Annotated in this window: 19 protein-coding genes and 1 pseudogene; 9 read left to right on the top strand and 11 right to left on the bottom strand. The window is 43.7% G+C overall.

Features of this window, described 5'->3' with window-relative positions; genetic code table 11:
• Positions 1-211 precede the first annotated feature (211 nt).
• The gene (locus QUA01_RS14365) at positions 212-6,025 is read right to left on the bottom strand and encodes a HAMP domain-containing protein (RefSeq protein ID WP_333092277.1); all 5,814 of its coding nucleotides are present in this window, start codon (positions 6,023-6,025) and stop codon (positions 212-214) included.
• Between the two features lie 292 nt (positions 6,026-6,317).
• Positions 6,318-8,372, bottom strand: coding sequence for an FAD-dependent oxidoreductase (locus QUA01_RS14360; protein ID WP_442921549.1), 2,055 nt, complete (start codon positions 8,370-8,372; stop codon positions 6,318-6,320).
• A gap of 830 nt (positions 8,373-9,202) precedes the next feature.
• On the opposite strand from QUA01_RS14360, the gene QUA01_RS14355 reads away from it, so the two are divergent.
• From QUA01_RS14355 to QUA01_RS14340, 4 genes are all read left to right on the top strand, one after another.
• Positions 9,203-9,373, top strand: a complete 171-nt coding sequence (locus QUA01_RS14355) for a hypothetical protein (protein ID WP_333092279.1) — start codon at positions 9,203-9,205, stop codon at positions 9,371-9,373.
• Positions 9,374-9,488: 115 nt separating this feature from the next.
• Positions 9,489-10,001, top strand: coding sequence for a hypothetical protein (locus QUA01_RS14350; protein ID WP_333092281.1), 513 nt, complete (start codon positions 9,489-9,491; stop codon positions 9,999-10,001).
• A gap of 93 nt (positions 10,002-10,094) precedes the next feature.
• The gene (locus tag QUA01_RS14345; protein ID WP_333092282.1) at positions 10,095-10,859 is read left to right on the top strand and encodes an HpcH/HpaI aldolase family protein; all 765 of its coding nucleotides are present in this window, start codon (positions 10,095-10,097) and stop codon (positions 10,857-10,859) included.
• A gap of 205 nt (positions 10,860-11,064) precedes the next feature.
• Entirely contained in the window at positions 11,065-11,733 is a 669-nt protein-coding gene (locus QUA01_RS14340) for a 2OG-Fe dioxygenase family protein (protein WP_333092283.1), read from the top strand.
• A gap of 119 nt (positions 11,734-11,852) precedes the next feature.
• Here the strand turns inward: QUA01_RS14340 and QUA01_RS14335 are convergent.
• Positions 11,853-12,175 (bottom strand): annotated as a pseudogene (locus QUA01_RS14335) (Uma2 family endonuclease); the annotation flags it as partial.
• A gap of 113 nt (positions 12,176-12,288) precedes the next feature.
• Here QUA01_RS14335 and QUA01_RS14330 point away from each other — a divergent pair.
• The 3 genes from QUA01_RS14330 to QUA01_RS14320 all read left to right on the top strand — a co-directional run bounded on the left by QUA01_RS14330 (position 12,289) and on the right by QUA01_RS14320 (position 13,516).
• Positions 12,289-12,867, top strand: coding sequence for a Uma2 family endonuclease (locus tag QUA01_RS14330; RefSeq protein ID WP_333092284.1), 579 nt, complete (start codon positions 12,289-12,291; stop codon positions 12,865-12,867).
• An 86-nt stretch (positions 12,868-12,953) separates the two neighbouring features.
• Positions 12,954-13,265 (top strand): DUF4258 domain-containing protein, encoded by a 312-nt coding sequence (locus QUA01_RS14325; protein ID WP_333092286.1) that lies wholly within the window; start codon positions 12,954-12,956, stop codon positions 13,263-13,265.
• Positions 13,266-13,267: 2 nt separating this feature from the next.
• On the top strand, positions 13,268-13,516 hold the full coding sequence (locus QUA01_RS14320) for a YgiT-type zinc finger protein (protein WP_193974639.1): 249 nt from the start codon (positions 13,268-13,270) through the stop codon (positions 13,514-13,516).
• A gap of 107 nt (positions 13,517-13,623) precedes the next feature.
• On the opposite strand, the gene QUA01_RS14315 is transcribed toward QUA01_RS14320, so the two are convergent.
• Positions 13,624-14,025, bottom strand: a complete 402-nt coding sequence (locus tag QUA01_RS14315; protein ID WP_333092289.1) for a hypothetical protein — start codon at positions 14,023-14,025, stop codon at positions 13,624-13,626.
• A gap of 33 nt (positions 14,026-14,058) precedes the next feature.
• Complete coding sequence (locus tag QUA01_RS14310; protein WP_333092290.1) at positions 14,059-14,991, bottom strand: ATP-binding protein; 933 nt, start codon at positions 14,989-14,991, stop codon at positions 14,059-14,061.
• A gap of 215 nt (positions 14,992-15,206) precedes the next feature.
• On the opposite strand from QUA01_RS14310, the gene QUA01_RS14305 reads away from it, so the two are divergent.
• Positions 15,207-15,722 carry a hypothetical protein gene (locus QUA01_RS14305; RefSeq protein ID WP_333092291.1) on the top strand — a complete coding sequence of 172 codons (516 nt, stop codon included), beginning with the start codon at positions 15,207-15,209 and terminating at the stop codon, positions 15,720-15,722.
• Between the two features lie 71 nt (positions 15,723-15,793).
• Positions 15,794-16,108: a hypothetical protein gene (locus QUA01_RS14300; RefSeq protein ID WP_333092292.1), complete on the top strand. Its 315-nt coding sequence runs from the start codon at positions 15,794-15,796 to the stop codon at positions 16,106-16,108.
• Between the two features lie 105 nt (positions 16,109-16,213).
• On the opposite strand, the gene QUA01_RS14295 is transcribed toward QUA01_RS14300, so the two are convergent.
• The 6 genes from QUA01_RS14295 to QUA01_RS14270 form a co-directional block, all read right to left on the bottom strand.
• Positions 16,214-17,107 carry a hypothetical protein gene (locus QUA01_RS14295; protein WP_333092294.1) on the bottom strand — a complete coding sequence of 298 codons (894 nt, stop codon included), beginning with the start codon at positions 17,105-17,107 and terminating at the stop codon, positions 16,214-16,216.
• 76 nt (positions 17,108-17,183) lie between these two features.
• Positions 17,184-17,405 carry a hypothetical protein gene (locus QUA01_RS14290; RefSeq protein WP_333092295.1) on the bottom strand — a complete coding sequence of 74 codons (222 nt, stop codon included), beginning with the start codon at positions 17,403-17,405 and terminating at the stop codon, positions 17,184-17,186.
• A complete protein-coding gene (locus QUA01_RS14285; protein ID WP_333116142.1) occupies positions 17,406-17,570 on the bottom strand; it encodes a hypothetical protein in 165 nt (54 codons plus the stop codon).
• A 5-nt stretch (positions 17,571-17,575) separates the two neighbouring features.
• On the bottom strand, positions 17,576-17,950 hold the full coding sequence (locus QUA01_RS14280) for a DUF433 domain-containing protein (protein ID WP_333092297.1): 375 nt from the start codon (positions 17,948-17,950) through the stop codon (positions 17,576-17,578).
• Positions 17,951-18,012: 62 nt separating this feature from the next.
• On the bottom strand, positions 18,013-19,008 hold the full coding sequence (locus QUA01_RS14275; protein WP_333092299.1) for an AEC family transporter: 996 nt from the start codon (positions 19,006-19,008) through the stop codon (positions 18,013-18,015).
• Between the two features lie 375 nt (positions 19,009-19,383).
• On the bottom strand, positions 19,384-19,590 hold the full coding sequence (locus QUA01_RS14270) for a glycogen debranching protein (RefSeq protein WP_194010468.1): 207 nt from the start codon (positions 19,588-19,590) through the stop codon (positions 19,384-19,386).
• Positions 19,591-19,753: the final 163 nt, after the last annotated feature.

Here is a 19,753-nt window from a genome sequence, read left to right as displayed (position 1 = left end):
CCACAGTCCACAGCCCACAATCCACAATGACTAATGACTAAGCTGTAGCGCATTTAAATTGTATATTCAGGGCGGGCGGGACACCCCACAAGACGGGGAATTGTTTTTTGACATACAATTTAAATATCCGACAGCTTAATGACTAATGACTGATGACTGATGACTGATGACTGATGACTAATGACTAATGACTAATGACTGATGACTTCCATTATCTATAAAGCCAAACGCGCAGCAGCGATAGCAATTGTTCCGTATCAACAGGCTTCGTGATGTAGTCAGATGCCCCAGCTTCGATACATTTTTCCCGATCGCCCTTCATAGCTTTCGCAGTAAGAGCAATCATTGGCAGCGAACCGAATTGAGGCATCTTGCGAATTGCCTCCATTGTTTCGTAACCGTCCATCTCCGGCATCATCACGTCCATCAACACAATATTGATGTCAGGCGTATTTTGCAACTGAGCAATGCCCTCTCTGCCGTTTTCAGCAAACACAATTTGCATTAGATGGCGCTCCAGCATACTCGTGAGGGCGAAGATATTCCGCACGTCGTCGTCAACAATCAAGACTTTTTTGCCCGCAAGTGTCGAATCTGTTTGATACAACTGCTCTAGCATTTGGCGCTTCGGTTCCGGCAAATTTGCTTGGACTCGGTGCAAGAACAAAGCAGTTTCATCCAAAAGCCGCTCTGGCGATCGCACATCTTTAATAATTATTGTTTCCGCCATCCGCTTCAGTTGAGTTTCTTCAGTTCTAGTCAACTCTTTGCCCGTATAAATAATAATCGGCAAACTTTTCAAATTCGGCTCTTGCTTGATCTGTTCGATCAGTTCAAAACCAGTCATATCTGGCAGTCCCAAATCGAGCACAATGCAGTCAAAATGCCCAGACTTCAAAGTTTCTAGCGCCTCTGCACCGCTACCCACAGCCGTCGTTGAAACATCGTGATTGCCGATTAAATCCACAATGCTAAGACGTTGCGTTGCGTCGTCTTCGACAACGAGCAAATTTTTCACCGGTCGATCCACAAAACCCTTAATATCAGTCAAAGATTTGCTCAGCGCCTCATGACTGACAGGCTTTTGTAAATAGGCGATCGCCCCTAACTGCAAACTGCGCTGCCGCCCTTCTTCAACTGATACAATGTGAACCGGAATGTGGCGCGTACTCGCGTCGTGCTTCAGGCGATCGAGCACCGTCCAGCCATCCATCACAGGCAAATTTAGATCAAGCATAATCGCAGTTGGCTTGAACTCTCGCGCCATCGCCAAACCGATATCGCTCCGCAAAGCAACCAAAGCTTTAAAACCCTGTTCCTGCGCCATATCCACCAGAATTCGAGCAAAATTGACATCATCCTCGATAATCAAAAGAATGCGATCGCCACTCTCAATATTTTCTCGGTCATCAGATATTGTAACCGACGGATAAGGCGCGATCGGCAAATGGAAATTCGGCGCAGGAACAGTCACAGAAACACCAGGCGGCAACTGGGGCGTTGGGTTGTCGGTTCCAGAATCGCGATCGTTCATTATGCCAGATTCTTGATAAGTTTGCGGCAGATAAAGCGTGAATTTACTACCCTCACCAGCGCGACTCGTCAACTTAATTTCTCCCCCTAACAGATTAGCAATTTCTCTACTAATCGACAAACCCAAACCCGTGCCCCCGTATTTCCGGCTAGTGCTACCATCAGCTTGTTGGAAAGCCTCAAAAATAACCCTGTGTTTGTCAGCAGAAATCCCAATCCCCGTATCGCTAACCGAGAAAGCCAAAACAGTAGCAGAACTCGTTAAAGCTTCAATCTCTAAACTCCACCCTTCCCGCACTACTTCGACACGCAACTTCACCTCACCCCGTTCAGTAAACTTAAAAGCATTAGAGAGAAGATTCTTCAAAACTTGTTGCAGCCGTTTAGCATCAGTATAGATACCTTTTGGCAACCCAGCCTCAAGCTCTATTTTATAACTCAACTTCTTATCCAGAGCGATTTGGCGGAAAGTTCGATCCAAATGCTCTCGCAAATCCCCAAACAAAACTTGCTCAATATCCACCGACATCGTGCCCGATTCAATCTTAGCCAGATCCAAAATGTCATTAATCAACTCTAACAAATCAGTTCCCGCCGAATAAATAGTGCGCGTGTATTCAACTTGCTTAGCAGTCAAATTGCCGTCAGGATTATCAGAAAGCAATCGAGCCAAAATCAACAGCGAATTCAGCGGAGTTCGCAACTCGTGAGACATATTTGCCAGAAACTCCGACTTATACTTAGAAGTGAGAGCCAACTGTTCAGCTCTTTCTTCCAGCAACGCCCTCGCCTGTTCAATATCTCGGTTTTTCCGCTCAACTTCCTTATTTTGCAGCGCCAACAATTCAGCTTGTTCTTCTAATTCTTCATTCGTTTGTTGCAACTCATCCTGCTGATTTTTCAACAATTCCTCAGATGCGCGGAGCGACTGCGCCTGTTGTTCGAGACGCTTGTTAGTTTCCGTTAGTTCCCTTTGCTGAGTTTGCAACTCTTCTGTCAAAGACTGCGACTGTTTTAATAACTCTTCCGTCCGCATACTCGCCCCAATTGTATTTAAAACAATCGCGATACTTTCTGTAAGTTGGTCAAGAAATGTCAAATGTATTTCGCTGAAGCGACGGAACGAAGCTAACTCAATTACCGCCGTCACTTTCCCCTCAAACAGTACGGGTAAAACCACGACATTCAGCGGTGCAGATTCTCCCAGCCCAGAGCTAATTTTAACGTAATTGTCCGGTACTTCCGTCAACAGGATTCGTTCTTTTTCCAGGGCGCACTGTCCGACCAAACCTTCACCTAAACTGAATCTATTTCCTATATGCTTGCGTTCCCGGTAGGCGTAGGTACTTAACAGTTTGAGAAACGGATCATGTTCTACAGATTCCATCATAAAAAAGACACCATGCTGAGCAGAAACCAGCGGTGTCAGTTCAGATAAAATTAGTTTAGAAACAGTTTCTAAATCCCGCTGACCTTGTAGCATTCGAGTGAACTTAGCCAGGTTTGTTTTCAGCCAATCTTGCTCAGTATTTTTATGCGTTGTCTCCCGGAGATTGACGATCATCTGGTTCAGATTATCTTTAACAATGGCAACTTCTCCTTCAGTAGCGACGGAAATTGACCTCGTTAAATCGCCTCTGGTAACAGCAATTGCCACTTCGGCGATCGCCCGCAACTGAGTAGTCAAATTCGCCGCCAATTCATTCACATTGTCCGTCAAATCTCGCCACGTCCCCGCCGCCCCCGGAACCTTCGCCTGACCACCCAATTTCCCTTCAATTCCAACTTCCCGCGCCACCGTAGTAACTTGATCCGAAAACGTCGCCAGCGTATCGATCATCTCGTTAATCGTATCAGCCAGAGTCGCAATTTCTCCCTTAGCTTCCAGAATTAATTTACGCTTCAAATCGCCATTCGCCACCGCCGTCACAACTTTAGCAATACCCCGCACTTGCGCCGTCAAATTCTCCGCCATCGAGTTTACATTGTCGGTTAAATCTTTCCAAGTCCCCGCAACTCCTTTCACCTCAGCTTGACCGCCCAATTTACCCTCAGTTCCTACCTCCCGCGCCACCCGCGTCACCTCAGAAGCGAAGGAATTAAGCTGATCAACCATCACATTAATAGTATCTTTCAACTCCAGAATTTCGCCTTTAACATCAACGGTAATTTTCTTGGACAAATCTCCATTTGCTACCGCCTTCGTCACTTCCGCAATATTCCGCACCTGCGCCGTCAAATTCCCCGCCATCAAGTTAACTGAATCTGTTAAATCTTTCCAAGTTCCGCCTACCCCGCGCACGTAAGCTTGCACCCCTAATTTGCCTTCGGTTCCTACTTCCCTAGCAACTCTGGTTACTTCTGATGAGAAGGAACTCAACTGATCAACCATGATATTAATCGTGTTTTTCAGTTCAAGAATTTCGCCCTTAACATCAACGGTAATTTTCTTGGATAAATCGCCATTAGCCACCGCAGTTGTCACTTCAGCAATGTTGCGGACTTGTGCTGTTAAATTCCCGGCCATCGAGTTAACTGAATCTGTTAAATCTTTCCAGGTTCCTGCAACTCCTTTCACCTCAGCTTGCACACCTAATTTCCCTTCTGTTCCTACTTCCCTAGCAACCCTAGTTACTTCTGAGGCGAAGGAATTTAACTGGTCAACCATCGTGTTGACAGTGTTTTTTAACTCTAGGATTTCACCTTTAACATCAACAGTAATTTTCTTAGATAAATCGCCATTTGCTACAGCAGTCGTCACCGCAGCAATATTCCGCACTTGCGCCGTCAAACTGCCGGCCATAAAGTTAACACTATCCGTTAAATCCTTCCAGGTTCCTGCTACGCCTCGGACATCTGCTTGACCGCCGAGTTTACCTTCCGACCCCACTTCCCTCGCCACCCGCGTTACTTCTGAGGCGAAGGAATTAAGTTGATCCACCATCACGTTAATGGTGTTTTTCAGTTCTAAAATTTCGCCTTTAACCTGTACCGTAATTTTCTTAGATAAATCACCGTTAGCAACAGCAGTCGTCACATCAGCAATGTTGCGGACTTGTGCTGTTAAATTGTTGGCCATCGAGTTAACAGAATCCGTTAAATCTTTCCAGGTTCCTGCTACTCCCTGCACTTCTGCTTGTACGCCTAATTTGCCTTCGGTTCCTACTTCCCGCGCTACTCTGGTCACTTCTGATACGAAGGAATTCAACTGGTCAACCATCGTGTTGACGGTGTTTTTTAACTCCAGAATTTCACCTTTGACATCGACGGTAATTTTCTTAGATAAATCGCCCTTGGCCACAGCGGTTGTCACATCAGCAATGTTGCGGACTTGTGATGTCAAACTGCCGGCCATGAAGTTAACGCTATCAGTTAAATCTTTCCAAGTTCCCGCAACTCCTTTAACTTCTGCTTGACCGCCTAGTTTGCCTTCGGAACCAACTTCTCTCGCAACTCTGGTTACTTCTGAGGCGAAGGAATTCAACTGATCAACCATGATGTTAATCGTGTTTTTCAGTTCGAGAATTTCCCCTTTAACATCTACGGTAATTTTCTTAGATAAATCGCCATTGGCTACAGCGGTTGTCACTTCGGCAATGTTGCGGACTTGGGCTGTTAAATTCCCGGCCATTGAGTTAACTGAATCTGTTAAATCTTTCCAGGTTCCTGCTACTCCTCTGACTTCTGCTTGTACGCCTAATTTGCCTTCTGTTCCTACTTCCCGCGCCACTCTGGTTACTTCTGATGAGAAGGAACTCAACTGATCCACCATGACGTTAATCGTGTTTTTCAGTTCGAGAATTTCCCCTTTAACATCTACGGTAATTTTCTTAGATAAATCGCCATTGGCTACAGCGGTTGTCACTTCGGCAATGTTGCGGACTTGGGCTGTTAAATTCCCGGCCATTGAGTTAACTGAATCTGTTAAATCTTTCCAGGTTCCTGCTACTCCTTCCACTTCTGCTTGTACGCCTAATTTGCCTTCGGTTCCTACTTCTCTAGCAACTCTGGTTACTTCTGAGGCGAAGGAACTCAATTGGTCTACCATTGTGTTGACAATTTTGGCTGTTTGGAGGAATTCTCCTTTGAGTGGTCTGTCTTCTATTTCTAGGGGGATGGTTTGCGATAAATCTCCTTTTGCTACGGCCCGAATTACTCTGGCGGTTTCTGATGTTGGTTGCACTAAATCTGTAATTAGGGTATTGACAGAATTGACGCTAGCTGCCCAGGAACCTTCTACGTTGCCGATGGTGGCGCGCTGGGCGATTTTGCCTTCTTTCCCGACAACTGTGCCGATGCGATCGAGTTCGGCGGCCATTCTCTGATTGAGCTCGATAATGTCGTTAAGTTCGTCAGCAATTTTGCCGGCTAGACCGGTCTGGTCTATGGGCATCCTCACTGAAAAGTCCCCTTTTTTGACAGCTACTAAGGTTCTGAGTAACTGTTTGGCATAAACATTATTGGGATTGGCTGTGAGCTGTGCAGTTGACATGACCGTTACCTTTGACGAGTTTGAAGGGGAAGGGGGGAATATTTCTGGGGATTATTAATATTATCCGACTAAAGCAGTCTCTGATTACTTCTATCGAAAGATGGATGACAAATTGCTGTTGGTCAAATATTCACTTATTGGTTATTTTATACTGTTAACAGGCTCTTCTTGGTAAGGAGTTAATTGTGGGGTGTCAGGAACAGGCCCGAAAGCCTGTTCCACCCTGTTCCACAAAGAGTGAATTTTATTGTGCGGCGGGCAGGATGTCCGCCCTACAGATTACCAACTGCGATTATTTCCAATTTTGCCACGAACTATTGAAAATAGAAGTACCCGGAAATGCGATCGGATTCTTATTTTGCTGCAACCGCAACTGTAACGCCTCCAAATTCGGCTCGCGGGAGGGCAATTCATCCACCAATTCATAGGGAACAATCCCATTTTCCAGGGAAAAAGCAGCCGTAACACCCGCCGCAGCACCAGCAGACCATTCAAAAGAATGCACTCGATAAGCAGCCGCCGCCGTGTGGCTAACAGCAATACTTTTACCCGCCACTAACATATTGTCAATCTTCTGAGGAATCATCGCCCGCAGCGGAATTTGGAACGGATAAGCTGATCCTTGACCTTTGCGAGTGCCTTCGCGTTCGGTATTTCCCGGCGCTTCCGGCGGGCTGTTGGTCATGCAGGGGTGAAAGTCGATCGCGTAATGACCAATACCCACACTATCAGGATAAATCGTAGCGCGCGATCGAGATTTTGTCTCCTCAACAGTCTGACTTCCTACAGCCAAAGCCGGCGCGTTCAAACCACCCACAGCCAACCACAAATCTCGGTACTCTTCCTCCGACAAATTCTGGCGGTAAAAATCCGTCTTAAAATCATTACGAGACATATCAACTTCCCACACCGTAAAACCTTGAGGCTGAGTAAAAGTCGGTCGCCCAATAATCCGCCGACCCTCCCGCATATAAGGATATTTAGAAAGTCCGTGAACCGTCCCCATCGGCGAATCCAAGCCGCTCAAAAAGCGATTATTAGGATAAGGCTTTTTCACTCCATTACCTAATTGTGAGTCAGTAGTTCCTGCTACCAGCCAGTAGAAAAATCCTTTGGCATTTTCTTCACCGCGACGCAAAGTTTCCGTTCGCAAACCGCCCATCCAGCCGCCCGGTTGCAGTTGACCGTTAGCCTCCAATTGCGATCGAGAATAAATTAAATTATCCTGGGCAGAACCCGGACGATAATCATTTCCCCAAGTCCAGTTTTGCATCGAAATATCACCAGGATAAATCGGGAATTGCTTGGGATCGGCAGGGCGCGGCTCATCCGGTCTCATGCTCCTAATTTGGCGGTAGCTGAAAACTAGCGGAAAGCTGGCTAATCTGGCCAGTTCGTAACTGTAGTAAGGAGCGTATTGTTGATAGAAAGACGGCATTTGATGCTGCTGCGGTTCCTTCGTTGCTTCCATCGCAAAGGTGTAGGTAAAACCTTGTGTGCAGTAAGGGTCGCCTTCGGGGCTGGCGGAGGAAGGTTCGAGAGGGGAACGCGGGTCAATTCCCAGGCGGTAGGGAACATCGGCAAGTCCGATTAATTCGCCTGTTTCGGTAGCATCTACCACGAACCAATCGGCACCTCTAGGTTTTGAATTTGATTGGTTAGGTGGTTTGGGAATAAACCGAATAATAGTTTTGTTAAATCGCGCCGAATTTTCGTAACGGTAGGCATCTTCGATGGTTGTAGAAAGGGTTTCGGTGTTGATTGGCGGGGTGTTTTGGGCGGGTTTGTGTTGAATGGCGATCGCACTTTTAATTTGTTGTCCGCCAACGGCATTCTCCGCCACAGCCGGAGTAATTGCTAGTTCTTTAATTATGGTATTGGGAAACCATTTTAGCTTACCATTGCCTTTTTTGGCAGCATCTTGCAAGATGCCAAATAAAATTTTGTGGCCGTCGTAGGGCATGAAACAGGAATAGCTAACCCAACAGCCGCCGGGATTTAGTCTCCCGTAATGTTCTTTGATTCGCCGCCGCAATTCTAGGTAGCCGCGGGGGTAAAATAAGAGCGATCGCTGAGTTTCTCTTTCATCGAGTGCGGAAGTTCCTTGGGAGGAAATTTGACCGCCTACCCAGTCAGTAATTTCCGTGATGCAAACGGTGCGCCCCGCCAGCAAACCTTCGTAGGCGGTAGCCGCACCTGCAAGCCCGCCGCCTGCTACGAGAATGTCGCAAGTTTCCTCTTTGTCGGGATTGCGAGTCTGTGCGGCGAATGTTGGGGTAATAACTGAGATTGAGGTAATTAGGCTGAGGGTGAAGGTGACGAGCGATCGACCTTTGAGCGAAAACATATACTTCGGAAGTTTCATCAGAAATTTTAGGTTAAATTTTAACACAAATCAATACACTTACAGCCAATGACCAAAAAGTGAATGAATTTCTATAATACTGGTATTTCCCGGTGCGATCGGGGCAGTTGTTTTATTTTAGACAAATTTTAACAACAAAACACAGTTTGAATATCAGGATTAAGTCAACGAGCAAAATCATTAAATCTTATAAGTATTTGCTACATTTTTAGATTGGTATATAGCCTTTTTCAGAAAGATGAGGTACTATCCGGGAGCGGGCATTGGGCATTGGGCGGAGCGAAGCGGAGGGATTGGGCATTGGGCATACTTCACTTTTTTGATAACCGCTATAATTTCAAGCAATCTAACTTTTGATGAAGTTTTGCATAAATCAGACAAAATCATTAAACACACCCAAAATTTCCGAAGGGCATAAAAGCCCAAAAAATATCAAATCCTTATCAAACAAACTTAGTTAGAGTAGTTGCGGGCATATTTAAAACAACATAATTTTAGCAAAAATTACTTTTTATTGTAGCACTAATCGACTATCAAAACTAACTCTAATAAAAACTAACGCAAGGTGAAACTGACTCGATTTTTCATCTGAATTGAATCGTCTAAATCATTTATTGATGCAGAAACCGCAGATGTTATACAGCTAAACACACCCTATAGCAGATAAGTTTAAGATATTTGGGGAAGGAGTGCAATGCAGGTCGATCCAGTGCGGAAGTTCCCTGAGAGGAAATTTGACCGGCAAATCAATAATGTCGGTGAAGTGCGCTGTGCGCCACGCTAGCAAGCCTTTTTAACTGCCGATTAGTTGATTGTCTCGATGGCGAGTCGGCGCGGGTAATGTTGGGGTAATAGTTGAGATTGAGGTAATTAGGCTGAGGGTGAAGCTGACGGGCGATCGACCTTTGAGCGACAATAGATACCGTCGCAGTTTCATCGCTGGTTGGGGCATTAATCTTGACATCAGCGAAAAATATTCATAGCATTTAAATGTTTGTTTTGCAGTATACTGGTATTTTGCGGTGCGGTCACGGCAAAATTGTTTTATATAATCGGAATTAATACCATCTACCACTATCTAAAATCAGGAGCGAGCTTGTGCTCAAAATAGTCAAATTTTTTAGAGCGTTGATTTTTTTTGAGAGTTTAACAATTACGACAAGTTTAACTTTTTCTGAAGTTTTGCAAAGGTTGGACGAAGTTGTCACTCCTCCCAAACTTTTTAGAATCATTCTACCCTTCGCCCCGCCACCTGCCAAACCTTATGAAGGCACAATTTCGGGAAATACCTTCCAAATCAATCGCATTGCGATCGGCCGCAATTTATTTTTGCCAATTATCAAAGGAAATATCGATTCTCAACCGTTCGGTTGTTCCATCAAAATCAGGATGGTATTGCATAAAATCGTGCTAGGATTGATGATTCTTTGGCTGTGGACTACTGGCAGTATTGGAACGTTTTCTTTATTTGCTTGGTTTGTCGAACCATCGGTGGGAGCAATATTTTTGCCAATTCTAGGAATGTTTTTTTTGGTCTGGTTTTTGTGCTTAATTCCCTTTAAAATAGAAGCAAAAGCAGCCAAAAACCTTCTATCAATTCTTTTAACATAAATCAATTTATTCCTACTTATTCTGATGCTCTATAAAATCTAAAAAAATCCGCGTCAATTCGCGTTCATCTGCGCTAAAAAAACCATCAAATTTATGCGTCACAACCAACTCAAACAAAAAATAAAACAAGGCGAAACTGTTCTCGGTTTATTCATGAACTGCGCCTATCCAGCATTCATAGAAATCTGCGGTCACGCTGGATTTGATTTTGCCGTCATCGACATGGAACACGGCCCGTTGCACCCGCTTGCTGCTGAAGATTTGTGCCGCGCGGCAGACTGCACCGGCATTGCACCAATTGTTCGCGTCCGCAAAAACGACGGGCCGCAAATTCAACGAGCTCTCGACATCGGCAGCGCGGGCGTTCAAGTACCTCAAATTGAAAGCAAAATTGATGCGGAAATGGCTGTCAAAAGTGCTAAATACAGTCCTCTGGGTTCGCGCGGCCTTTCCTTTGCTACGCGGGCGGGACTTTACACCGCCGCAGGTACAAATATCACGGACAAACTCAACGAAGAATCGTTAGTTGTGATTCATGTCGAAGGTAAAGGCGGTATCGAGAATCTGGCAGAAATTGTTACTGTGCCGCAGGTTGACGTGATTTTTCTGGGGCCTTACGATTTGTCGCAGTCGATCGGCATTCCCGGCCAAGTGCGCGATCCCCGAGTCATCGACATGATGCAGGAGGCGGTACAAACCATCCGCAGTGCAGGCAAAGCGGCGGGTACTTTTGCCGAAAACCCCGAAATCGCCCAGCAGTGGATTGATGCTGGCGTTCAGTACGTTGCACTTGGGGTGGATGTGGCCGTCTTCCTGCGGGCCTGTCAGTCGCTGGTGAAAGCAGTCAATCGATTTTAGATTTTAGATTTTAGATTTTAGATTTTAGATTGCGGGAATGAATTCCTGTGCGCGTCGCTCGAATATCGTTTGCCATCTTTACGATATCTTTGCAATTTTTGTATTTTTTTTGATGACACTTACAAAAAACCTAAGCTAGACTAGAAACATACACCTCCTTAAGGCAAAATTAGGGAGGGGAGCAAGGCTTCAGGGAGAAAAATATATGAAAACGGTATTAGAATCCATTCATTTGGATTATGCTTTCATGTTTACTTTTAAAAAAGTAAACTCGATTAAGCTAGAAGGTTTCAAGGAGTTTTTTGACGATATGCCTGTCGATCCGTATGTCAAAGGTAAGTATCGTTCGAGAAGATTGTCGCGGTTTGCAGTCAACGGAAATGATTTAGTTAAGTTACCTCACGGCTATTTGTTTCAAAGTAAAGAATACAATCCGGTAGCGGGTGATATCAGGCGGGAATTTGCTGAATTGGACGATCGGCTAATTGCCTTCGATAACTTCAAACAACTAATTTTTGCTTTTTTCGACTCCTGCAAAATTCACCCGGAAGCTGAAATCGGAGTGCATCAAATCAGGACGACTTGTTCGCCGCACAATTTTGGCAACCCCGCACCGGAAGGCATTCATCAAGACGGTACTGATTTTATCGGGATTTTCTCGGTCGATCGCACTAATGTTGTGGGCGGCGAAACGCATTTGTATTTGGCTAAAAAAGAGAAGCCTGTTTTTAATAAAGTTCTGCAGCCGGGAGACTTGTTGCTGGTTGACGACCACCAATTTTTCCACTTTACTACGCCGATTAAACCGGAATTGGAAGGGGTGGGAACCAGGGATGTCTTTGTGCTGACTTCTCCGAGTTTGCTGATCGATTGAGGAGAGTTGGGAAATTGGGCGTCTTTCGTTCGATCGTTCGGAATGCGAGTCCTCTCTCTGGCGTTTAGTCGAGTTGCAAAAGTCAAATTGACTCCCCTTATTCCCCCCTTATTACAGGGTGGAGCCATGTATTTCCACCAAAGTACATAAGAGCGGCGAAAACCGTCGAGAGTTGCTGGTATGTTGGGCGCATAAAACCAATCCGGTGTTTCTGCGCCTTTCTCTGGCGGGTCGGTTTCTCGCCAGTAAATGCCACAATCTTGCCCGATCGCATATTGTCCCTCTGGATGCAGTCACTCGACAACTAACCCGATCGAATCTGTCAGAATGATGCTCTGGGGTGCTCCTGAAAATTTTTTAGAAATCTACCGTCTTCCTCTGGCAATTCGGTACATTCAGGGAATACAGGAGGCAAACCAGTAGCAGTTATTATTTTGTTCATCGTCTTTTCCGTGCAGTTATTGTTGATTGTACTGCGAAATTTTAGAGCAATTTGATTTAAGTTTTCAGCTAATATTCGCTAATATGGAAAAGCGATCGTAAAAGGTGAGTCAAATGGTTGTCGCAATTTCTAAAGCAGGATTGGGTACAGGTGCGGCTTTTCTGTCAAACGTGACATGGGAAACTCTGGAAAAGTTGGATGCAGATTTGGCGGACACTGGGGCGCGTTTAACTTATTTGGATGGGTGTTTAGAAATTATGGCTCCTTTTTCTGAGGAACATGAAGAACCTAAAAAAACTTTAGGTCAGGTTTTAGAGGTTTATATGCGGACGAAGGACATTCGTTTTTATGCCCGTGGTAGTACAACTATCGGGATGAAGGAGTTGGGTGCACGGAAGGAACCAGATGAGTCTTACTGTTTGGGTACGCGCAAGTCGGTTCCAGATTTGGCGATCGAGATAACAGTGACGAGTGGTGGAATTGATACGCTGGAAATCTATCGTCGGGTGGGTGTGCGGGAGGTTTGGTTTTGGGAGGATGGGGTAATTTCGGTTTATTGTTTGCGTCCAACGGGGTATGAGTTGGTGAGCAAGAGTGAAGTTTTGCCGGAGTTGGATTTGCGATCGATCGAGTTTTATTCGCGGATGGCGGATCAATATGATGCGGTGAATGCTTTTATGCGATCGATGTAGAAGTTGAGAAGTGCGATCGTATGGTTTAATTGCTTTTGGAGCTGGTGAAACCATCCATAGGTTATGTAAGATTTAACTTTCAACGAATGAATCTCAACGATATCGTAGAAGCAATATTAGAAAATCGGGTGCGAATTACGGACCATGCTGACGAAGAAGCAGAGAACGATAGTCTCTCATTTGATGAAATCTACTTTTCCGTCCTTTATGGTGAAATCATCGAAAATTATCCCAAAGAAAAACCTTATCCCCGATACTTAATCTATGGTGAAAGCTTTAGAGGCGATCCTATTCACAGTGTTTGGTCTTATGTTCCTAGTAATAAACTAGCCATCCTAATTACAGTTTATCGCCCCGATGCGAATCGATGGATTAATTGGATACAAAGGAGAAATTAACAATGCTATCTGTAGAAAAATGCCCTATTTGTGGCGGTGAAATAGTTATAAAAGAAGTCGAGAAACTTTTACGAGGTGGCAACCATACTGCTATTTTAAAAGTATCCGCTGAAGTTTGCCTAAGCTGTGGAGAACGCTTGTACTCTGTGGAAACAGTTAGGAAATTTGCCAAAATTAGACAGCAGTTACAGCGGGAAGAAACTCAAGAATTTCAAGCGATGGGGCAATCTTTTCGCGTTGGGTTAAGATAGTACCGGCGGTTGAAACCGCTACTATATAAACCCGGCGGTTGAAACCGCGTCTTGTCAAACAAAGTCTGCCTCCGCAGACTAAGAAATATAAAGGGGTGGAATGTTACTTAGATTGAATGAATGTATTGTTGAAATACACGATTAATCTGAAACTTGGATCGCCCTCCTACTAACACTTTTTCCACTAAGCCGCGCCGCGCTAAAGATTGTATGGCTTGCCAAAATTCAGATTTGGATAATTCACTGTCAGCAGGTTGTTGTGAAATATCTACAGCTTCATCTTGAGTTGCTAACCAGTAGCTTACCTTTTTTTCGGATTCCGATAAACGCTCTAAGTGAGATTCTAAAAGTGGCTCTAAATCGCCTAAATAAATATCATTTTTATTGGCTAAAAACCGGGAAACGCTACCGTCAAATAATTCGATAATTGTTGAGGCGATGATATTTAGCCAGGAAGGATGACCTTGATAAATGCCGATTAAGTCTGGCCATTTTTCCTCATCTGTCAATTCTTTTTCTCTAAGAATTTCTGCCGCTTGTTCTCATAACCCTTTGAGGTGTAAGGTTTGTGTAGCTTTGTTTCCGGCTTCTAAAGCAGTTATTTCTCTGGGTTTTTCCCAACTCAGGAGGATTAAACAACTCTGATGAGAGGATGTGGCAATTTGTTTGAAAAATTTGCCGTAGTCTTCATAGTCTGTTAAATATTGACCTGCTAATTGATTGCTTTTAAAAATATTCTGTACGTCATCAAGGATTACTAAACAGCGAGAAGATCGAAAATAATCGATGATTGTGGGTAATGGGGTTTGTGGCGATCGCCCAAACAATTGCTTGAGTTCGGTTTGGAGGGTTGAGAGTGTGGGTGTGTGGCTGAGGCTGCGCCAAATAATGCAATCAAATTCGGTTTGAATTTGTTCGATGAGTTTGAGGGCGAGATTGCTTTTGCCGATTCCGCTTAAGCCGCAGACGGTAATCAGGCGGGTGTGGGCTTGTAATATCCATTGTTTGAGGGTGGAGAGTTCGGAAGTGCGATCGTAAAAGCTGGTTAATTCGGGTGCGTCTGTTAAATCGATGATTGGGGATTGATTTTTATTTTGGGGAGAATCTGGGGGATTGGGCGATTGTGTTTCTGCATTTTTAATATTTTGTATAAATTGACCACAAATAACATTATCAATTTGTAATAAAGAGTCATGTAAATGAGAAATGTTAGAAACCCTATATTTTTTCTCTACCTTGGAACGAAAATTTAATTTATTAAGGTCTTTTCCTAACTCCTCACGCAACTTTTCCCATAACTTAGCAGCTTCTTTTTTAACGTGAGATTCACTACAATTAAACTCTTTAGCTATTTGAGGATATTTTTGTCTTTGCCAAACACCGGATAGTATTGCTTCCTGTAGGGGTGTGAGATTTTCTCCAGTTTTGTCAAAAATTGAATTATTCGCCCATTCTACGACATCTTCAACATTCATGCGTCAGGGTTGAGTGAGGTTGAGTGAACTATATCCTACTAAATCCTACTTTGTCAACTTAATTGTACCAATTATACTAAATTGGTTCGGGATGGTTAGAAAAATTGGATACTGAATGCTACGGTTTTGAGTTGTCAAAGGTAAATATTAATCAATATAATTATACTAAGAATATGTAAATCGTAAATTTTGCACCTAATAGGAGAATATAAACTGTGAAATCAAAAAAATTTTGGCATCGTTTAGTTGCCGTCATAACTCTGACTGTGTTCTTCCTAACTATCCAGGTTCCTATACTTTCTAACCAGGCATGGGCTGCAGGTGAAACTATTTTCTGTACTATAGAGACAGACAAAATGAGCCATACAGACCATCTAATTTGTAATGAAACTACTAATACCAATAATACCAATAATACCACAGTAATTATTCATCCGCCAGGTGATTCAGGTAAAGCTGAAGCCTTTGTAGCAGGAGTGGTTGTTGGAGCTCTTGGTGGTAGTGCAACTACAATTGCCACTGTTTCGGGTGCTGGTTCGGTCGCTGGACTAAGTGCCGCTGGAGTTACTTCAGGTTTAGCGGCAATTGGTAGCGTTGCAGGTGGTGGAATGGTCGCTGGATTAGCAGTTTCAGCTTCGGTTCCTGTGATAGCTGCTGTTAGTGTTGGTTATCTTGCCTATAAAGGTTGGGAATTGTTACATCCTCCTCAAAATGTAGAAATTACTCCCTAATAAATTTAATTTTTTTCAGTAGGAAGGATCGGCAACACTTCAGCTAATACAGTAGATAAGGATAAAATCTGATGGTTCACTTAGGTTCTGGCGAACAAAAAAAAGATACTCGTCTAATAGCAACTATTTGGATTTGGGTTTTATCTATCTTTTCACTCTTAGCTTGTGTGCCAATTTTAGCTCTTACAGAAAATAGTTTTTTCCTGCCTTTTGCAGTGCTTATTTCTGTTACTATAAGCACTGCATCTATTTGGTTTTTTGGAAAGCCCATAAATTCAGAAAATGATAAAAAACTTCAAATTTTACAAGCTAGAATTGAAAATTTAGAAACAATTTCTGATGTTATTGAGTTTGATAAAAAATTAATCAATGATAACGATAAATAAAAATATTTTAATCACAAGGCTTAGATGTAGGGTGCGTCAAATTGAGATTGATTTTAGATGAAAGAGTAATTTTACTTATGACACACCTTACATCTTACAAATCCCCTACCTCCTCACTGGCTGAAATCCCTGCACAAAAGTTATCCAGCGTGGTACTTTATCACCTGTAATATTTAGGATAGGAATGTTGAAACTGCTGACATCGGGGCGACCGATTTCACCAGCCGAAAAAGTAATATTCGTAGGTTCTGATTTACCTAAACCATAGGCACTAGCTATTTGATTAGCAAGTCGGCAGGTTATTACAAAACTTCCCATATTAATCGTGCCACCCCCAGCCTCGTAATTCCAAGTAATACCGGGTGTTAAATTTCCCTGCTGACACATAAAGTGAGTGACTTCAAACATTTTAGCAATGTGAACATCATATCGCCTTAAGCGTCCTCCATAGGCCGATGCTCTGGTATCACTTTCTGGTACTACAATCGATCCAAATCCTTCGTCAAAACCAAGCTTCATCGGTAGTGCTGTAGAACTTGTAAGCGGTTGACTCGCTTGGGGTTGTACGCGAGTCGATGACATCTGTACTGGTTTGACAAATTGACTATTAGCGCGAATAAAACAACCTTGCGCCGCACCAGTAGTGTAGTTTTTTCCTACAAAAAGCCAAGGTAAACCCCTGGTATCCAGGAAAGTAACACCAGCATTTCCAGGAAAGCTTTCAAAACGCTGTCCCTGTTTTAAAACACCAACTACAGACCAATTAAAAACATCAAATGGAGTGCGGTTGTCAATACGCATGAATTCTTCAAAAGAAGAATTCATGCGACAATTTAACCCCTTTGGGTCAGGGTCTACTACTTCCCAATAAGTATGATAATATCTGCCCGTATAATCCCCTTGATTATTAGGACTAGGGAGAGGAGCAGTAGAACCCAGTTTAGCTGTTCCTAATACCAGAAGAGTTGCAAGAGTAATGGTTTTTAATTCTTTTAACATGGGTATCACTTTTTAAACACTACATTTATTGGTAATCAAATAGCGATCGCACTTTTTCAACAATCTCGACCCCCCCTCATGGGATGAAAAGCCGACTCACACCCATATAGCCATTAATACCAAGCACAATCTCAATTAGACTCTCAACACAACGTTCCCGATATTCCCAATCATTCAGTAATCTATCAGCATTTCCAATCGTAATCACTGGTAATGAATTAGGGGTATTTTCTTCGCGCATTACTTGTTCTAAAGAATCCTTGCCTTTCATACTGCGATTAGCCGTTAGCAAAATCATCTAATTTTCTTGAGCAAGTCGCCAAACTACCCTGTCATCGCTATCAATGGGTAATTCCATTTGTGCAAAGGTGACAAAACGAATTGGGATGATATCAAGCCAACCTTGATTAGCAATTGAACCAAAGAAAATTATGGCGTGTCCGTTGAGATTACGATCGCCCAAAAAAATCACGCTTTAGCATCAAGTTTTGCCTTCGCGGCTCGAAGCTTTTCCCATGCAGCTTCCGTTCCAGGTCTTGGTGGTTGCGCCGCAATTCTGGCAATCAGATCGCGATTTTTTTCTTCGTAGTACAGCCGGAGTTCCTCAGCTTCTTTAAGCACAATTTGATACTCAGCTTCAACATCAGCGCGATTTTGCTCAATGTAAGCTAAAGCGGCGTTAATTTGTGCTTCTGTAAGGTCAAACAATCCCCTAATAAACTTAGGCGGATATTGAGCAGTCACATAGTCCATGATGTCGTAGATGGTGATGCGCGTACCTGCGACCGTCAGTCCTCTTTCTGTACGGATAATCGCTGTTTGTTCGTTGGATATAGTTGTCATGCCTGTAACCTCTTTGAAGTTATTTCTATGTTATATCACTTCTCAAAAGTCTTGCAACAACGTCAACTAAACGAAGCAAGCCACAGCGGAAGCATCAACAGCAAACCGAGGGAAGTGAGGGCGATGCTGCTAGCTAACAAATCGCGATCGAGCTCGTAGACTTCTGCTAAAATCAGCACCGAAAGAGCTGTGGGCGTTCCCGACATCAACACCAACACCAACCTCGGATCGCCGCTCAATCCAAAAAAACTAGCACCCAATCCGATCAGCAGCGGCACAATTACCACTTTTAACAGCGACGGGATTAACGCTAGTTCAAAACTTTGCCATGTTTTAATCGATCTCAAACGGATACCAACCAGGAGCAAAGCACTGGCAATTACCACCCAAACTGCTACCTGCAATCCCGATTCCACTGTTTCGGGCAGGGGGATGTTTCTAGTATAAAAACCAATTAAAAAAGCCCACAGGGCGGGAACTGTTAGCACATCCCGGAGCTGAGTCCACCAGTGATTTTTTTGCTCCGAGTTCCCGAAATAGCTAGCAATAAATATACCGAAACAATAAGTTCCAATAACATTGTTAGTGACGCTGTATAAGACAGCCCAGTTGTTGTTATCGGTGCTGATGATAGATGGCGTGATTGCTAATCCGACAAAGCCCGTATTCCCTAACATCGCAGCTAGGATAAAACTCCCTTGGCTCGATCGCTTCAGGGAATTAAAATTTACTAATAATAAATTTACCAGAGAATTCTTGCCCTGAAAATAGGGCTTTTTGATGTGGGCCGCACTCAGCCTACGCAATAATACCCAAGTCAGCCAAGCACAACTCGTACTCAGAAATAACACGAATATGGCGATCGCCGGCGTGAATCCCACAGCACCCGAAAAATCGCTCTGACGGGCTAAAACTAGAATTTGCAGCGGTATCCCGATCCAGAAAAGAAAGTGGCTTAGCAGTTTAGGAAAATCAACTGGGATGTACTTAAACACCAGCAGTCCCAAGCCCGTCCAGATAATTAGAGGCGTATAAGCATGAAATAATGTCTCAATCATAAAAAATTAATTTGACAATTTGAAATGCCTTTATCTATTAATTTTAATCCTAAAATCAGTTTGAAAAATGCGATTTGTCGTTAGCGTAACCCTCGAAGAGGATCGCCCGAAGCAGACTTTTTCGTGCTAGGCTGCCTGCAGCACTCCGGCGATCCCAAATTCCCGCCCCAATTCCGGCAACCATCGGGCACCATCGACTCCCAGCCCCCAACGATTGCAGGCTTTTAGCTTCAAATTCAAAAAACTAGACTTCTGTTAACTTGACAAATGTGCGATCGACTTATCTTGCATTTTCCGAACTTATGTGCTGTGTTTTTCGGCCGTTGCGATGAACAGAAACAAAGCGAGACTAAAGCTGCTGATGACTTGCACTCATTAGTTCAATTTCAAAGCATTAACAGGCACCTCATCCCAAGAACTAACAGTCCGCAAGGTAGCAACCCAGCCCTGCTGCTTTTGATCTGCCGTCAAATTCTGCTCAAAAGATTCGTGACATTCCTTTGCTTGAGTCTCATCGCAACAAGCAATGCAAGAATAAAGAATGCCCGATGGATCGATTTGCTCGTTTACCCAAATAACCACGATCTGCTCTCTCAATATAAATCTACTTTTACTTAAATTTTCCTATATTTTGGGCAATTATTGACTGGAATTTACCTAGCAAAACAGGGGGGACGAGAAACTGGGTTTTTTGCGAAAATATTTCCTTCTCAATCGCAAAGCCCACAAAAACCCGGTTTCTGAG

It is taken from the genome of Microcoleus sp. S36a_B3, from assembly GCF_036700745.1.
Classification (GTDB): domain Bacteria; phylum Cyanobacteriota; class Cyanobacteriia; order Cyanobacteriales; family Microcoleaceae; genus Microcoleus.
This window is presented reverse-complemented; position numbering and strand designations above follow the sequence as displayed.

Coding starts and splice junctions, on each gene's coding strand:
- QUA01_RS14300 (WP_333092292.1), top strand. CDS start 15,794: ATGGTTCACTTAGGTTCTGGCGAACAAAAAAAAGATACTCGTCTAATA.
- QUA01_RS14330 (WP_333092284.1), top strand. CDS start 12,289: ATGGTTGTCGCAATTTCTAAAGCAGGATTGGGTACAGGTGCGGCTTTT.
- QUA01_RS14365 (WP_333092277.1), bottom strand. CDS start 6,025: ATGTCAACTGCACAGCTCACAGCCAATCCCAATAATGTTTATGCCAAA.
- QUA01_RS14345 (WP_333092282.1), top strand. CDS start 10,095: ATGCGTCACAACCAACTCAAACAAAAAATAAAACAAGGCGAAACTGTT.
- QUA01_RS14295 (WP_333092294.1), bottom strand. CDS start 17,107: ATGTTAAAAGAATTAAAAACCATTACTCTTGCAACTCTTCTGGTATTA.
- QUA01_RS14275 (WP_333092299.1), bottom strand. CDS start 19,008: ATGATTGAGACATTATTTCATGCTTATACGCCTCTAATTATCTGGACG.
- QUA01_RS14290 (WP_333092295.1), bottom strand. CDS start 17,405: ATGATTTTGCTAACGGCTAATCGCAGTATGAAAGGCAAGGATTCTTTA.
- QUA01_RS14360 (WP_442921549.1), bottom strand. CDS start 8,372: ATGTTTTCGCTCAAAGGTCGATCGCTCGTCACCTTCACCCTCAGCCTA.
- QUA01_RS14325 (WP_333092286.1), top strand. CDS start 12,954: ATGAATCTCAACGATATCGTAGAAGCAATATTAGAAAATCGGGTGCGA.
- QUA01_RS14310 (WP_333092290.1), bottom strand. CDS start 14,991: ATGAATGTTGAAGATGTCGTAGAATGGGCGAATAATTCAATTTTTGAC.
- QUA01_RS14280 (WP_333092297.1), bottom strand. CDS start 17,950: ATGACAACTATATCCAACGAACAAACAGCGATTATCCGTACAGAAAGA.
- QUA01_RS14340 (WP_333092283.1), top strand. CDS start 11,065: ATGAAAACGGTATTAGAATCCATTCATTTGGATTATGCTTTCATGTTT.
- QUA01_RS14320 (WP_193974639.1), top strand. CDS start 13,268: ATGCTATCTGTAGAAAAATGCCCTATTTGTGGCGGTGAAATAGTTATA.